A 14,695-nucleotide genomic window follows, 5' to 3' on the forward strand; every position below is an offset into this window, starting at 1 on the left:
ATCTTGCCAAATGTAAATGAGATTGAAAGCCGGATCGTGTTGTTTTGCGGAACAATTCACTGCAACTATGAAATCGTGCTCACCCTTACCGCCATTACCTGTAGCGCAACAGTATGCCGGTAGCCTCAAAGCCCTGCTTTCTGTCGAAGCTGCTGATCCCTGAGCGATATTGGAAACAGAAATGCTCCTTATAAACTGGCAACAGTAAAGCCAATACAAAAAGTGAAAGATTAAAACATTGTCCTGGTATATTCTAAAACAGTCAAAATAACCGTATGAGAAAATTCTCTTTTTTGCCACAGATAGGTATAAGTTCCTCACGCTTTGGTATAGCGTCTTTGCTCACAGCAGCCGTCCTCTTATCCCTGTCGCAGCCCACACAGGCGCAACTTGGAAAAATGATTAAAAAAGCAGGTGCCGCAGCGAAAGATGCCAAACCTGCCGATGCCGCAGAAGCCGCGAAGAAAGCCGAAGATGTCTCAGCAGCCACAAAAAAAAAGAACATAAGTATCTTTTTTTCAAAAACGAAGCTCTCCTCTGCAACACCACAGTACACTACCGAATTCCAGGAAGGGGATAACATCTACGCCCGCATCGTATTCCCTAAACCCATTAAGGAATACCTCTCCGGTAACATCCTTACTTTTGATGTCGCCTACAAACAACAGGGAGATGACGATTATTCCGTTAACTACGTGAAAATAGATGCGTCAAAGATCAACCAGGAAGCCACCCAGCTCGATTTCGATGTACTGGCAAAACCCGCCGAAGCTACCACCCGCTATGCCCAATTCATGCAGGCTCCGTCTCTCATAGGTATGGTCATGCAACACGCCAGTCCGGGTAAAAAAGAAGAATTTAAATGGAAAATAGAAGACCTCGAAGGTTCCTTCTTCCTCACTATGAAAAGCGCGGCAGGCTTTACCTCCTTTATTACACCCATCCAGCAGAAAGCCAATGCTTTCAAACAAGATGATGATGCATCCCAGGCCGATCTGCCCGGGGAATTCGCAGAAAAAAGCTACGCCTTCAACGATCCCCAGCTAAGCAAAGCAGCTATTATTAAATTCCTCCCCGCAAATGCCCAGGTACTGAAGTTTGTGGTAGGCCCCGGTGATGACTATAAAGTAATGAAGAATGAACTCGGCATCATCCTCTATAAGCAAACCGCTCGATATATCATGGTCGCTTATAAAGATAAAACCTCCGGTAACTGCTACTACGATAATATGATCTTTGAACGCCCCTACGAAGGCAACGGGAAATACGGCAGTCTTAAAGTGCGTACCAATGGTGAACGCATCGATTGCAGTAAGATCAAATAACCACGTTACTCTGGTTTCCATTTATGCAGCCCAGGCCCCGAAGTCATGGTAAGTATTTACCGTGGCACCTGGCTGCATGATGGAACAGTCTCTGGCATAACGCCTGAATATAAAATCCAATTATTTACCGTGGCACCTGGCTGCATAATGGAACAGTCTCTGGCATAACGCCTGAATATAAAATCCAATAAAATGAAACAAAAGGTCTATTTCAATAGCAACGGATGCGTCCTCGTGGGCAACGTCTATATGCCCCCGGATTTTAACCCTGAAAAAAACTACCCCGCTATCCTCGTAGGCGGCTCGTGGACTACAGTCAAAGAACAAATGAGCGGGTTGTATGCAGCAGAACTCGCAAAACAAGGCTTCATCACCCTCGCCATCGATCCCAGGTTCTTCGGCGAAAGCCAGGGCAAACCAAGGTTCTGGGAAAACCCGCAGGCAAAGATCGAAGACTATAAAAATGCAGTTTCATTCCTGTACAATTTCCAGAACGTCGATAACGATAACATCTTTCTTGTTTCTATTTGTGCAAGCTCAGGCTATATGGCTACGGTAACAGCCGGTGATAAAAGGGTGAAAGGGTTGGCTGCTGTAGCTGCCTGGCTGCACGATAACGAAGCGGTTAAAATGATCTATGGAGGCGAACAGGGCGTTCGCCAGAAAATATACCAGGCCCGTAAAGCAAAAGAACTGTTCGAAGAAACAAACGAAACAACTTTTATCCCCGCCATCAGTACAACCGATGAAAACGCCGCCATGTTCGGCGAATACGACTATTATCTCGATCCCAATCGGGGTGCCGTCCCACAATGGAGCGCAGATAAATTCGCCGTTATGAGCTGGGAAGACTGGCTTACATTCAACCCCATGCCTGTCGCCGCACATATCACTACCCCCGTATTGATGATCCATTCCGATCAGGCTGTATTGCCGGACTATACAAAAAAATTCTTTAATACTATTCCACATCAACATAAAGTATTACATTGGACCAACGGCTCCCAGTTCGATTTCTACGACAACCCCATACAGGTCGCCGAAGCAGTCGCAACAATAAATACTTTCTTTAAAACAAACAGGAACTGATTCCGAAACACAAAACAGGAAAAAACCGATAAAGAAATGGGAAACGAAATAATTCAACAGGTTATAGAATTCTTCGCCGCAGTTGATGCACGCAATTGGCAGAAAGCAGAAGCTGCCATGGCTTCCAGTGTCCTGCTCGATTACACCTCCATGACCGGTAATCCCGCTGCCTGGCAAACGCCGGGCGAAATCACAACCGCCTGGGCAGCCTTCCTGCCGGGCTTCGATAAAACGCACCATGCCGTCACCGCATTTAAAACAGCAGTCTATGACAATACCGCAACAGTGCAATGCCAGGGTAAGGCAGACCATTTCATCGATGGCAGCGTATGGACGGTAGAAGGTGCCTACGATATCCTGCTAAAAAAGACTGCCGGCACATGGCTGATCCAGGAATTTAAATTCAATTTCTCTGGCCAAACCGGTAATACAACCCTGCCGTCAGTAGCCTCGGAACGAATGCAACGCAATGGTTCTCTTCAACAGTGAGCAGGCAATAAAATATTTTTACCCGCCTTGTCCCCATAACAAATTGTCGATCGTCATAAATACAAACCAAAAAATCTAAAAATGAAAGAATTTGTATTGATCTTCAGAAACAGCGTTGATCCCGCATCTAAATTGTCCCCCGAACAAATGCAGCAGCTGCTCAACGATTGGATGAACTGGATGGGCGGGATCGCAGCACAGGACAAGCTGGCCGATAAAGGTAATCGCCTCTCCATGACCGAAAGCAAAACCATCGCCCCCGGCGATATCGTTACCGATGGCCCCTACACCGAAGTAAAAGAATTTATCAACGGCTTTATAGTAGTAAAAGCAGTAACCATCGATGAAGCAGTTACCTTGGCCAAAGGCTGCCCTATACTCAATATAGGCGGCAAGGTAGAAGTGAGGAAAGTGGTCACGCCCGAAGATAATAGCTAATAGCTTCCCATGATCCCACACCTGTTTCGCCAGGAGTATTCCAGGATGACGGCTGTATTAAGCCGTCATTTCGGCTTGCAGCATATCGAGATAGCTGAAGATATCGCCAGCGATACTTTTTTAAAAGCTTCCGAATACTGGGCTGTTCACGGGATCCCCGATAATCCAACAGCCTGGCTCTATACTGTCGCAAGGAATAAAGCGAAAGACTACCTGAAACGTGATCAGCTCTTCGAAAGGCAAATAAAAAAGACGCTGCAAAGCAGCAATATAACCCCCGGTCATGAATTCGATTTTACAACCAGCATCATAGCCGACAGCCAGTTGGCTATGATCTTCGCAGTCTGCAATCCGGCAAATTCCCCCGAAGCACAGGTTTGCCTGGCATTGCAGATCCTTTGCGGCTTTAGTGTTGAAGAAATTGCAAACGCGTTCCTGGCAAAAACGGAAACTATTAAAAAACGTCTGCAGAGGGCCAGGACAAATCTTCGTAATAATAATTTCGAAATCCATGACCTTAGCGAGGCCCAGATCAATACCAGGCACGACACTGTCCTCAAAACCTTATACCTCTTATTCAATGAAGGCTATTTTTCTAAAACCCACGATACCCTCATCCGTAAAGACCTCTGCTCCGAGGCCATGCGCCTGGCGCTGCTGCTTATAGAAAACAAGCTTACCAATACACCGCCTGCAAATGCCCTGCTCGCATTGTTCTGCTATCAGAGCTCTCGCCTCGATGCGCGCACAGATCATAATGGCGAAGCCATCTTGTTCGAAGAACAGGACCACTCCCTCTGGGACCAGTTCCTGGTAAACAAAGGAAATACGTACCTGGTCGCCGCCTTTAATAAACAAGAATTATCAAAGTACCATCTCGAAGCCGCTATCGCATACTGGCACACAACTGCACACGATAAAAAATGGCAGCACATCCTGCAACTCTATAACCAGCTGCTTATCTTCGAATATTCCCCGGCAACGGCTCTTAATCGAACTTTTGTATTCGCCAAAGTCTATGGCGCGCAACAGGCTATTCCTGAAGCTGAAAAACTAGCCCTCGGCAACAGCAGCTACTACCACGGTCTTATGGGGTATTTGTACTCCGGCATAAACCCGGATACCGCTATTGCCCACTACCGGAAAGCGATCTCCCTTACCGGGTCTGTCATTGAAAAGAAAACCCTGGCTGCCAGAATAGCGCTGCTAACAACAAATCATCATCCCGGAAATCAAAATCAAAACCATGAACATGCTTAAAACAACCACTATGCTGGTATTGGTCTTTACAGCTATTCGCGCCTACAATCAAACTCCCGCTGTAGTAACGGATATCTGTAAAATGATAGAGCAAAAGAGCTTCATAAAAGCAAAGCAATTCTATGAAAAAGAACGAAAACATATTCCAGCCGCATATCAATACTATTTCAGCGCCTGCCTTAACAATAGCTTCAATAAGCTGCAGGAATCGGAAAACAGCATAAACAAATTGTTGAAACAAAAGCAGCCCCTCCCTGATACGCTTATGGTTGCTTTGTATGAGATCAGGAAAGACAATGCCGTTAAACGCTATCACTACCACGAAGCAGCGGCTGCAGTTGGCACGCTGCTGAATAACTACAGGCAATACCTTTCCCCCGAAAAACTAAAAGAACTGCAAAATGATTTTAAACTATGGTCCTCCCTCGAAAATATTCCGCCGCAGACGATACTTATTAAAGACAATACTATCCTTGGCATCCGGGGCGATAAGGTAGGCTTAAAAAATCTCATGGTATCCAACGGAATTGATTCAGTGTCTTTTGTTTTCGACACCGGAGCCAATATTTCCACCATTGCAAAGTCGGTAGCGAAAAAGATGTTGATGAACATTATTGCTTCCGATATTAAAATAACAGCCATTACCGGAAAGCAGGTTGCCGCACAGTTAGCGGTGTGTAAAAAGCTGCTTATAGGTAATATAGAACTGCATAATGCCGTTTTCCTGGTCTTCGATGATATCGATCTCTCATTTCAGCAGATCGATTACCATATCAATGGCATCCTCGGCTTCCCTGTTATCGAAGCCATGAAGGAGATCCAGATAACGGAAGATGGCTATTTCAAAGTATCCAGGCAAAAAAGTAGCGGGCATGCCTCGGCCAACCTGGCACTCGACGGCCTTATCCCGCTGATCTTTATCGGTGAAGACCCTTTTACATTCGATACGGGAGCCGATCATTCCCTCTTTTATCGTCCTTACTACCTTGCCAATCAGCAATCGATCACCAATAATTACAAGCCCGCCAGCATAAATTTCGGCGGGGCAGGCGGCGGCAGATCTGTGAGCGGCTATCAAATTGCTGCGTCATTCAAAATCGACGGAAAGCAAGTTCATCTGCCAAACGTAGATGTCCTTACCGAAAATGTTAAAAATGAAAAAGGCATCTACGGCAATATTGGCCAGGACGTTATCAGACAATTCAGCTCAATGACCCTGAACTTCGATCAAATGTTTATCCACTTCAATTAACCCCCGCATTCAATGCCCACGGAATACCGCCGGCGCCTTTAAAATTCTGCCGTCAGCCATCCGTCACCTACCATCCATTACGTATATTGTGATACGATTAAACTGGTAGCCCTATGAGTGTAGTAAAATTTGAAGAAGTGCTCAACGACCTCGTTGATTACTTCCTGCTGGGAGATCCATACCTGTTGATGGATTTTAAAAATAGACATCAGTTGCCCGACGACCTTATCTCTGAATTTACAACCAGTACAGCCGGCGACCAGGTCGTTGAAGACGGCGTCATGATTCCCATGGCACGCATCGAAAACTATCCTTATACCATCTACTTCAACATGTCTTCTGCCATTCCCGAACTGCTGAAAGAAACAAGCCGCCTGCAGATAAAACAGGAAGGATACCGTATGCAGGTAATTTCCGGCGAAGTGTATCTGTATACCATTCCCTATATCCGGAATTTTACCCCTGCTACGCTCGTAACCCTTACCAGTAGCAGAATAACGAAGATCTCTCTGCCTAATGGATGGTATAAGGTCGATATCCTGGGTGGCGAAACGCTACAGCATACAGGTTTGGAACCTACCTTCGAGTTCCTCATCACTCCCGTAGCCAATAAACCCGGTTTTTCGGCAAACATCATGTATCAGTTCACTATCACCGCATCCGAATATTAAAAAACGATACTCCACACTAAATCCAAATTTCTTGGTCCCAAAGTAGCGCTGCCATAATTGGCCTTTTTTTTGCAGTTGTTGCCGATTGATTTCTAATGACAATAGTATTATGACACCAGGAACTGCAGTCGCAGAGGCCATCATGCGTGGCAAAATGGACGAAGCAAGAGAACGTTTACAGAATGGAGAACCACTTTCCGGACAGTATGCCGAAAACAACAAATCCCAGATCATCAACAGCATCCTGCGGGAAAAAGCTTTTGACCTTGTCGATAGCCTCATTGAAAACGACCTGATACAAACAGATGTTTATGAGTTCGACAACCTCGATCGCTCTGTCTTCAAAAATATAGCCATGAGCCTGAAAGGTGACGAAGCATCGCTCGCCTTCCTGCGCGAATTCATGCAAAAGGTTCAGAACAGGAACGATGAAGTGCGCGATACAACAGTACTGCAATTCTGCATAGAAGAAGCCGCCGATCCCGCTGTCATCCAATGCCTGATCGAAGAAGGCTGCGATGTGCAATACAAGAACAATGCAGACATGAACCTCCTGCACAACGTAGTGAACAAAGGTATGCCCGATGAAACAAAAGCAAAGGCATATATAGAACTGCTCCTATCCAACGGAGTGGATGTCAATCACAGGAATGTTGTAGGTACAACACCACTCATGCTGGCCATCCAGCGTGGCAAAAAGAATTATCTCGATCTGCTGCTGCAACACGGCGCCGATCCCAATGAACAGGATAACAAAGGCAATAGTGCTTACTACTACGCTGTCGTGGAACAACAGAACAAAGCAGTGTACGATAAGTTAAAAGAATATGCTTCGCCGGATTTCGATACCGCGAATAAAGATGGAGAATACATCTTCACAGGTTTCCTGCGTATGGCTTATGCCGGTTCCCCCGACACTATAGCGTTGCTGCTTCAGATGCTTGAAGATGGAGCCAGCATTTACCAGGCCTCTCCCTATTACAACGTTCCCAAATCAGGTATCGATTGGCTGTCCGAAAAAGCGCCTGAAGTGGTAAAAGCCGTGCTTGCCGCAGACGCCATAGACATCAATCGTCAGGACGATCATGGTAATACCTTCCTGCATAAGGTGTGCGCCTATAACGTCAACTACGATCAGGAGGCGGCGCGTAAATTATACCAGAAGGTCAAACTCCTGCTCGACGCCGGCGCCGACCCTTCCATCACAAACGATCAGGAAGAAACTCCCATCATGCTGGCATCTAAAGACAACCTGAAAGTAAAAACAGTGGATCTTCTCATGCAATCCAAAAACAACTAACCATGTCAATGTCATTTATAGTCGCCTGCGAAAACGGTAACAGGAAAATAGCCGAATTACTCCTCGCCAATAAAGAAGCCGACGTCAAATATACCGACGAACGGGGCAGAACTGCCCTTCACTACGCCGCCCACCGCGGTTATATCGATATTGTGAAGATCCTCGTTGAAGAAGGCGCCGACCTCGACTATGAAGATCATGCAGGCGAAACGCCCTTGTTCTTCGCCTGCCTGCAACGGCAAAAACAAACCGCCCTTTATCTCCTCGAAAAAGGCGCAAATGCCAATATCAACGATACCTCCGGCAACAGCCTGTTACATCTTACTGCTCATCTTGGTCAGAAAGAGATCGTCGGAAAACTGGTAGAACAGGGCTTAGACGTAAATGCCCTCAACAACAACGGTGAACCGCCGCTGCTCCTGGCAACCCGCGCACGTAACAAAGAGATCGTAGAAATGCTGCTGAACAATGGAGCCAGCATTAATGCCACCAATAAAACAGGCGACAACGCCCTGCTGATTGCCGTACGCGCCAAAGCAATCCCCGTAATAAGCCTGTTATTGGAAAATGGCGCCGATGTCAACCATGTCAACGATGCAGGCGAAACAGCGCTTCTAATGGCCTGCCAGGACGCAAACAGGGCCATTGTCCGCCAGCTTATCGATCAGGGCGCCAATATCTCCGCTGCTACCAATGCTGGTTTGTCGCCCATCTGGTATGCCTGCGCACATAATCAGAAGGAAATGGTTCAGCTTTTCCTCGATAACGGAGTTGATGTCAACTTCAGCAAGCCCCTGGGTGAAGACAGCGCTTCCATGAACGCCTATCTCGACTGGGTCGTTACGGCCAACAACCTCTCCGTCGACGCCAGCTTCAGCCTCAATACCAGCTACAGCTACGGTGGCGAAAGCCTGCTGCATATGGCGGTTAAAAAAGGAAATCTTAGCATGGTAAAGCTCTTGATAGAGCAGGGTGCCGATATTAACATCCAGGACGAATCTGGCAACACCCCGTTACATTATGCCGCCGCCAACGGCAAAAAAGACACCGTAAAATACCTGCTCGACAACAACGCCGATAGCTGTATCGTCAACGTCAAAGAACAAAAAGCCATCGACTATTCCAATATCAAAGGATTCAACGAGATCACTGAACTTATTCTCACAAAAACACATCAGGTTAAAGAATAAAGCAGAACCATCGACTGATGAAGTTGTATGTGATTTATAATTAAAAAGCCGGCTGATAAAACAAGCCGGCTTTTTAATTGTAATAGCTTCCCGCTTAAACTGGCCGGTTATTTGTTATTGATTTTTTAAAAAAAAACTTGGATGAAAACACCAGATATACTGAAACTAATATTCCTGCTTCCCTGTGCTATAATGGTCTATGTATTCTTCCTGACAGACAGGCTTGATTCAGGTGATGCTATTGGTGGCGGCTCCTGCGATCTCACGAGAATGTTTGCCGTTATAGGTATTGGCGGTTACCTGCTGGTATATAATCTGGTCTTGCTATTGCAAAGCCCGGAAGAGAATAGGTTCTTACGATACAATTACATTATTCTAAACAAACTTATTCAGCCACCCTTCGTCAGAAAACGCAATCAGTTGCTTATCTCCTTTGCTGTCGCCAAAAGATTGCAGGGTATAAGAAGAACGGTCGGGTTCTTTAAGCAGCAGGCGGTTTACTTTTTCCTGCCCATAGCAATTGGCGCATGAAAAACGACCGGTTAATTTGCCATCGGCGTCAACCTCTACGGTAGTTCCCAATACAAGTGAAATCCCGTTTTGGTTACACCAGGGCTTCACCCAGTCTTCTACGCTGGCAGTGATAACATATACCGCATCGGCCTCCCGCACTGCTGTTCTAATGGCCTCCCGCGCAGCAGGCCGTATCATCTTTTCTATTTCAATTGAAAATTTGTTGCCGTATTCCTGGAATTCCTGGTAGTTCATCCCCTTAAAAAAATGAGAAAATACCAGCTGTTTTGCTTTCCAGTTCGGATATAAGCCCGCTTTAAACCCAATGATAGGAAGTATATGCTTTGCAAAACCCAGGTAAAAAGCCTTGTTGCCCTTTACAAAGCGAATAAAAGAAAGAAATGTGTCTTTGTTGGTGATCGTTCCATCAAAGTCGAAAGCAACCAGTTTCCGTTTTGTCATCGCTTATAAATTATAACAAAGAAAGTAAGTGCCCAGCCCAGCAGGCAAACCTGTAGAAACTTGTCTTTCAACAATAATTTAATAGGGCTTCCGCTGCGCGCATCCACTATGGTGAGTAGCTGGTATCTTAAAAGACCGGAGAGCACAAATAAGGAAGTAATATAAATATAGTCGTTATGAAAACGCTTCACTACTTCCTCAGAAGTGGAATACATGATATAACATACCATAGTTATAGAGGCAATACTTGAGGTCGCCTGGTTAATGAACTCTAACGTATACCGGTGGGTATTGTTACGAGGTTTAATGCCCGTTTGTGTAAAGAGTACCACATCATCGCGCCGTTTGGCAAAAGCCAGGAATAATGCCAGCAAAAACGTCATCTGTACAATCCAGTGCGATAAAATAGTGCCGGTGGCAAAACCTCCTATCACCACACGTAATACAAAGCCAAGTGAAATGATCAGTACATCGATAATGGAATAATGTTTCAGGTGCAGGCAGTAGGCAATATTCATCAGGAAATAAAACACGGTAAGACCAATGACTGTATAATTTCCCGATAATTCTGTGAACAGGAAAATAGACGCCGCCAGTAAAAGTAAAACGCCCATTACCATGTAAGCCTGTGTAACGGTTACCTTGCCGGCAGCGATAGGCCGTTTGCTCTTTTCCTTATGTAAACGGTCATTTTTAACGTCGATGATGTCATTCAGGCAATAAATAGCACTCGCTGTTAAGCAAAAGGCCAGAAAAGCCCAGCCGGCAGTACTTAGTTTGGATAGATCGAAAAAACCGCCGCTAAAAAACAACGGCATAAATATGAACAGGTTCTTTATCCAATGCGAAATGCGAAGTAGTTTAATAATATCAGGCATACCACGGGTAGTATTTACAGATGCGGTGGAACAAGAATTTGAAATAAATTGTTTTCCCAGGCAACCTTGTAAGCATTTACAGAAATGAAATTGTTTATTAACTTGATTTTTGAACCCTTGTATTCGTAAGTGGTGGGCAGATCCTCCCTGTTGTAAGAAGGCAGGGGAGTGGTCCACTTGCCACTGAGCGGCTGGCATTTTTCTCTTACTATAACAGGAAGTTCTTTTATATTCTTTTCTGCTTCAACAAATTTGGCCGACATCAGCGATGGGTCGTAGGTCCATACCCAGGAATTATTGAGATATGGCCTGGTTTCAGTAACATAATTCACCATAGGAAGCGACTGGAAGCAAAGCAGGTAATCGTCTTTTTTAACATAACGGGAAAGATGCAATAAAAGCTCATCCATGATCGCTGCTTTCTCTTTGGTAGTGAACGTGTTTGCCAGCCGGTTGTTGACTGCATAGCGTTTGTTAAAACGGCTGCCTTCATCAAAGTAGCAGTATTGGCTTATAGCCACGGCCTGGCGTAAAAAAAAGGCGCCCATTAATACCAGGGCAAACTGTTGTAATGACCTTGTGTACGGCGCATTGGTGTTGCTGATGATAACCCCAAGTAAACCTATCGACAATGGCCAGGCTATATACAATGATGCGTATCCCATATTGTCGATGCCAAAATCACTGCCTAGCGGCAGAAAGTTGGCGACGATAAGCGCAATAACAATAAGCTGCGTAATTAAATATTGCCTGCGGAATTGCACCAGTGAAAACAAAAGGATCATGGTAACAATACTATAGCTCCATGTGATCGGACTCTTCCAGCGAAGCAGCAGGTACACAAAACAAAACATAAAAAACGCAAAGAAAGCGTAACGGAAGATGCTGTTCCTGATCTTTAGCTGGCTTACAACAAAAAGACCGATAAGTGCAGCTTCTACCAGCAGATGCTTAAATACGGTCTTGTAATTGGCGAAATACACTTTAAGCATCATCGGTAATTGATGCGTGCTCTCCGGGTCCGATCCTGCCGATCTCATATCCTGCAAGGCGATGCTGAAATGCTGAAGATTGCCGCTTAATTTAAGATAGAATAAAATGAATGCTATGCCCGACAAACTTCCGAGAAATGCCGCTGCTACCTGCCTGAACAATAATTTAGGATCTTTTTTATAAGCATAATCAACCAGCAGGGCAATGCCCAGGGCGAACATGGTTAAATTGGGTAAACGCGAAAAAACATTTACCCCTATGATAAAAAAAGAGAGAAAAAGATAAAAGGTTTTGTCGCTTTTAAACGACCTGAGCATAAAATAAACCGCGCTAACTACCAGAAAGGCAGAAATGCTGTTGTGATTGAAGATCATACTTCCCCATTCGCGCATGAGAACACATGCTACAAGCCCGGCTAGTATGAGCCACCTGTTAACTATTTCCTTTAAAATAGCATACACAACAAGACCCGTTAATATTATAAAAACAGAGTCGAGCAGCCGGAACCCAATAATGCCAAGCCCTCCAAAAACTGCATTCCAGGCAGCGCCTATTACCAAAGAGTTATAATACAGGAACTGGTATTGAACCGATTCCGGGTTTCTGGCAAATTGCTGGTATCCTGATAAAGTCCATCCCTCGTCGCACAAATCAAATCCCTGGAACGACACCAGCAGTTCTATCAAAGAAAGAACGCCAATAATGACAATAGGAAAATATTTCGCTTTTAGAGTCGGATTAAACATTTGGGCAACAGGTTAGGGGATTTTAATATTTGCAAAAATATTAGATATGAGGCTTATATAGCCCTTTAGGGCAAACCTTAAAGCATATCTTAAGCTGATTTTAACCCATTGTGCCCCAAACTTCGGCTGTCTTCCTAAAAAGGAAATAATTTTGCGGGCTCTGGAAAAACCAAAACATAAAACATGAGAATGCGCCAGCTGCTTGTAGTGTTCATCTTTTTGCCAATCCTTGCAACCGCTCAGTTAGACATTCCTTATATTGCTGCCAGTCCCATTATCGACGGCATTTTGGAGCCGGCGATGCAGTCATGTCCCTTACAACAACTTCAGCCCGCTCACGCCGGGAATAACCTATCTGGCAGCCTTAACGTCAGCTACTGCATGGCCTATCACCGTGATTTTTTCTACTTATATATCGAAACACCCGCCGATAGTATTATAAACAGGGACAGGCCCTTTCAGAATGGAGACGGTTTCCAGCTGGTTATAGCAAAGCCTGAAAAAGAAAACCAGCCAGCCAGTGAATTTTATGTGCTGGGCTTTGGGCCTGAAGGGTCGGTATGGTCTAAAATACAATGGTATTACAATGTTGATCTGGCATTCCGGCGTCTGAGCCCCTCTACTCAGCTGGCGACAAAAAAGCAACATGGCAGAATAAGTTTTGAGCTGTTATTACCCTGGAAGGAGGTCTACCCCTATCATCCGTGGTTAAATGCAATCGGCATCAACTTATACTTTGTAAAAGCAAGCGGCACTGAAGCGAAACGTCATTATTCCATAAAAGAAGACGAGCTCGTTGAAGCAGAAGGGGCCGCCAGAAAATATGAGGTGGCCAATTTTGTTTCTCCTTCAGAATATAAAGGCGCTCCCATATCACAGCTAAAAAGAAATAATATAGAGGAAAATGAAGCGCTCGGAATTGTTTTCAGAGAGCCTGAAACGGCATTCGTTAAAAGCAGGAATATCATGGTAAACTTCAGATCCGGAGAAGATAAGCTTGTTAAAAGGCAAAGTCTGTTACTTGCTGCCGGCGACAGCCATAAAACAGAATTAACAATAAATACCAGTGGATTAATAGCTGGTGGATACACCATAGAAATTACAGAGGGAAATGACATAATAGCGGCACACAACCTGAGTATCCTGCCTCATACAGACATAGAGGAGTTAAAGCATGCATTAACCAGCCTGAGAGCAAAGATCACGCAGGGTTCCTATTATACGCTTCTGTTTTACATTGAAGACCTGGCCGCTGCATTGAAAAAGATGAAGACATATGAGACCTCTTACGAACTAAGACAAAAAATAGCAGACATCAGCCGGTACCTGTCCGAAGCCCAAAAGGGGAATGATCAGCTGATATGTAAAACGGGAGTATTCCGGAGAGCTTACTACAGCCAGACAAATCAGCAGCCACTTCCTTACAGCATAAAGATTCCGGCAAACTACAACCCCAATAAGAAATACCCGCTGCTTATTTACCTGCACGGAAGTGGAGATGACGATAGGGTTCTTGGTTCGACAAGCTCCCTGCCCGATGACTTTATAGTGTTGGCCCCTAATGGCCGGGGCGTGTCAAATTGCTATGCAACTGCCGGATCGCAGCAAGATATTGCAATGTCTATTGCCGATGCACTTGATAACTATAATATAGATGGTCATAATATTATTCTCAGCGGATTTTCGATGGGAGGATATGGCGTATACAGAACCTTTTATGAACATCCCGGAACATATAAAGCTATTGCCATAATATCGGGCCATCCCAACCTGGCGCGGGACTGGGGCAATGAGAAAGGTCTCAATTTTTTGGATAAAAGAAATCTGGCGCCATTCCATAATAGCAATGTTTTCGTTTTTCATGGCAAACAGGATATGAACTGCCCATATGCACAAACCGAAAGATTGGTAACTGGTCTGCGTCAGGCAGGCGCCCGGGTGACTTTTGTTACAGACGATGCCGGTCATGGGAATATGGCTGCCCCAATCCAGCAACAATACTTCGAATGGCTCCGTAAACAAATCGCAGAATAGCACGAAGTGGCCTGCAGGTCAATTACCCGTGAAAAGGTGTGCTATGTACTTCCTG

13 protein-coding genes are annotated in these 14,695 nt (G+C 45.1%); 10 read left to right on the forward strand and 3 right to left on the reverse strand.

Annotation, left to right across the window (positions count from 1 at the left end):
* Positions 1 to 275: 275 nt before the first annotated feature.
* The 9 genes from ESB13_RS00390 to ESB13_RS00430 all read left to right on the forward strand — a co-directional run bounded on the left by ESB13_RS00390 (position 276) and on the right by ESB13_RS00430 (position 9,014).
* A complete protein-coding gene (locus tag ESB13_RS00390) occupies positions 276 to 1,325 on the forward strand; it encodes a hypothetical protein (protein WP_129001071.1) in 1,050 nt (349 codons plus the stop codon).
* 192 nt (positions 1,326 to 1,517) lie between these two features.
* Positions 1,518 to 2,414 (forward strand): alpha/beta hydrolase, encoded by an 897-nt coding sequence (locus tag ESB13_RS00395; protein ID WP_129001072.1) that lies wholly within the window; start codon positions 1,518 to 1,520, stop codon positions 2,412 to 2,414.
* 36 nt (positions 2,415 to 2,450) lie between these two features.
* Positions 2,451 to 2,903, forward strand: coding sequence for a nuclear transport factor 2 family protein (locus ESB13_RS00400; RefSeq protein ID WP_129001073.1), 453 nt, complete (start codon positions 2,451 to 2,453; stop codon positions 2,901 to 2,903).
* 81 nt (positions 2,904 to 2,984) lie between these two features.
* Positions 2,985 to 3,341, forward strand: coding sequence for a YciI family protein (locus tag ESB13_RS00405; RefSeq protein ID WP_129001074.1), 357 nt, complete (start codon positions 2,985 to 2,987; stop codon positions 3,339 to 3,341).
* A gap of 9 nt (positions 3,342 to 3,350) precedes the next feature.
* On the forward strand, positions 3,351 to 4,601 hold the full coding sequence (locus ESB13_RS00410) for an RNA polymerase sigma factor (protein WP_129001075.1): 1,251 nt from the start codon (positions 3,351 to 3,353) through the stop codon (positions 4,599 to 4,601).
* Positions 4,588 to 5,853, forward strand: coding sequence for a retropepsin-like aspartic protease (locus ESB13_RS00415; protein ID WP_129001076.1), 1,266 nt, complete (start codon positions 4,588 to 4,590; stop codon positions 5,851 to 5,853). Before ESB13_RS00410 ends, ESB13_RS00415 begins: the two co-directional genes overlap by 14 nt.
* Before the next feature lie 113 nt (positions 5,854 to 5,966).
* On the forward strand, positions 5,967 to 6,524 hold the full coding sequence (locus tag ESB13_RS00420; protein ID WP_129001077.1) for a hypothetical protein: 558 nt from the start codon (positions 5,967 to 5,969) through the stop codon (positions 6,522 to 6,524).
* A gap of 109 nt (positions 6,525 to 6,633) precedes the next feature.
* Complete coding sequence (locus ESB13_RS00425; protein WP_129001078.1) at positions 6,634 to 7,824, forward strand: ankyrin repeat domain-containing protein; 1,191 nt, start codon at positions 6,634 to 6,636, stop codon at positions 7,822 to 7,824.
* A 2-nt stretch (positions 7,825 to 7,826) separates the two neighbouring features.
* Positions 7,827 to 9,014, forward strand: a complete 1,188-nt coding sequence (locus ESB13_RS00430; protein ID WP_129001079.1) for an ankyrin repeat domain-containing protein — start codon at positions 7,827 to 7,829, stop codon at positions 9,012 to 9,014.
* Positions 9,015 to 9,389: 375 nt separating this feature from the next.
* Here the strand turns inward: ESB13_RS00430 and ESB13_RS00435 are convergent, their stop codons facing one another.
* The 3 genes from ESB13_RS00435 to ESB13_RS00445 are packed head-to-tail and all read right to left on the reverse strand — an operon-like array spanning position 9,390 to position 12,606.
* Positions 9,390 to 9,989 (reverse strand): HAD family hydrolase, encoded by a 600-nt coding sequence (locus tag ESB13_RS00435; RefSeq protein WP_129001080.1) that lies wholly within the window; start codon positions 9,987 to 9,989, stop codon positions 9,390 to 9,392.
* A complete protein-coding gene (locus tag ESB13_RS00440; RefSeq protein ID WP_129001081.1) occupies positions 9,986 to 10,867 on the reverse strand; it encodes a UbiA prenyltransferase family protein in 882 nt (293 codons plus the stop codon). Before ESB13_RS00440 ends, ESB13_RS00435 begins: the two co-directional genes overlap by 4 nt.
* Positions 10,868 to 10,881: 14 nt before the next feature.
* Positions 10,882 to 12,606 (reverse strand): glycosyltransferase family 39 protein, encoded by a 1,725-nt coding sequence (locus ESB13_RS00445; protein WP_129001082.1) that lies wholly within the window; start codon positions 12,604 to 12,606, stop codon positions 10,882 to 10,884.
* Positions 12,607 to 12,789: 183 nt separating this feature from the next.
* Between ESB13_RS00445 and ESB13_RS00450 the strand changes: the two genes are divergently transcribed.
* Positions 12,790 to 14,640, forward strand: a complete 1,851-nt coding sequence (locus ESB13_RS00450) for a carboxylesterase family protein (protein ID WP_129001083.1) — start codon at positions 12,790 to 12,792, stop codon at positions 14,638 to 14,640.
* The last annotated feature ends 55 nt before the right edge of the window (positions 14,641 to 14,695 follow it).

Source organism: Filimonas effusa (genome assembly GCF_004118675.1).
GTDB classification, from domain to species: domain Bacteria; phylum Bacteroidota; class Bacteroidia; order Chitinophagales; family Chitinophagaceae; genus Filimonas; species Filimonas effusa.

What these genes read in the sequence shown, in the direction of transcription:
- ESB13_RS00390 (WP_129001071.1), top strand. Translation starts at nt 276, where the DNA reads ATGAGAAAATTCTCTTTTTTGCCACAGATAGGTATAAGTTCCTCACGC.
- ESB13_RS00395 (WP_129001072.1), top strand. Translation starts at nt 1,518, where the DNA reads ATGAAACAAAAGGTCTATTTCAATAGCAACGGATGCGTCCTCGTGGGC.
- ESB13_RS00400 (WP_129001073.1), top strand. Translation starts at nt 2,451, where the DNA reads ATGGGAAACGAAATAATTCAACAGGTTATAGAATTCTTCGCCGCAGTT.
- ESB13_RS00405 (WP_129001074.1), top strand. Translation starts at nt 2,985, where the DNA reads ATGAAAGAATTTGTATTGATCTTCAGAAACAGCGTTGATCCCGCATCT.
- ESB13_RS00410 (WP_129001075.1), top strand. Translation starts at nt 3,351, where the DNA reads ATGATCCCACACCTGTTTCGCCAGGAGTATTCCAGGATGACGGCTGTA.
- ESB13_RS00415 (WP_129001076.1), top strand. Translation starts at nt 4,588, where the DNA reads ATGAACATGCTTAAAACAACCACTATGCTGGTATTGGTCTTTACAGCT.
- ESB13_RS00420 (WP_129001077.1), top strand. Translation starts at nt 5,967, where the DNA reads ATGAGTGTAGTAAAATTTGAAGAAGTGCTCAACGACCTCGTTGATTAC.
- ESB13_RS00425 (WP_129001078.1), top strand. Translation starts at nt 6,634, where the DNA reads ATGACACCAGGAACTGCAGTCGCAGAGGCCATCATGCGTGGCAAAATG.
- ESB13_RS00430 (WP_129001079.1), top strand. Translation starts at nt 7,827, where the DNA reads ATGTCAATGTCATTTATAGTCGCCTGCGAAAACGGTAACAGGAAAATA.
- ESB13_RS00435 (WP_129001080.1), bottom strand. Translation starts at nt 9,989, where the DNA reads ATGACAAAACGGAAACTGGTTGCTTTCGACTTTGATGGAACGATCACC.
- ESB13_RS00440 (WP_129001081.1), bottom strand. Translation starts at nt 10,867, where the DNA reads ATGCCTGATATTATTAAACTACTTCGCATTTCGCATTGGATAAAGAAC.
- ESB13_RS00445 (WP_129001082.1), bottom strand. Translation starts at nt 12,606, where the DNA reads ATGTTTAATCCGACTCTAAAAGCGAAATATTTTCCTATTGTCATTATT.
- ESB13_RS00450 (WP_129001083.1), top strand. Translation starts at nt 12,790, where the DNA reads ATGAGAATGCGCCAGCTGCTTGTAGTGTTCATCTTTTTGCCAATCCTT.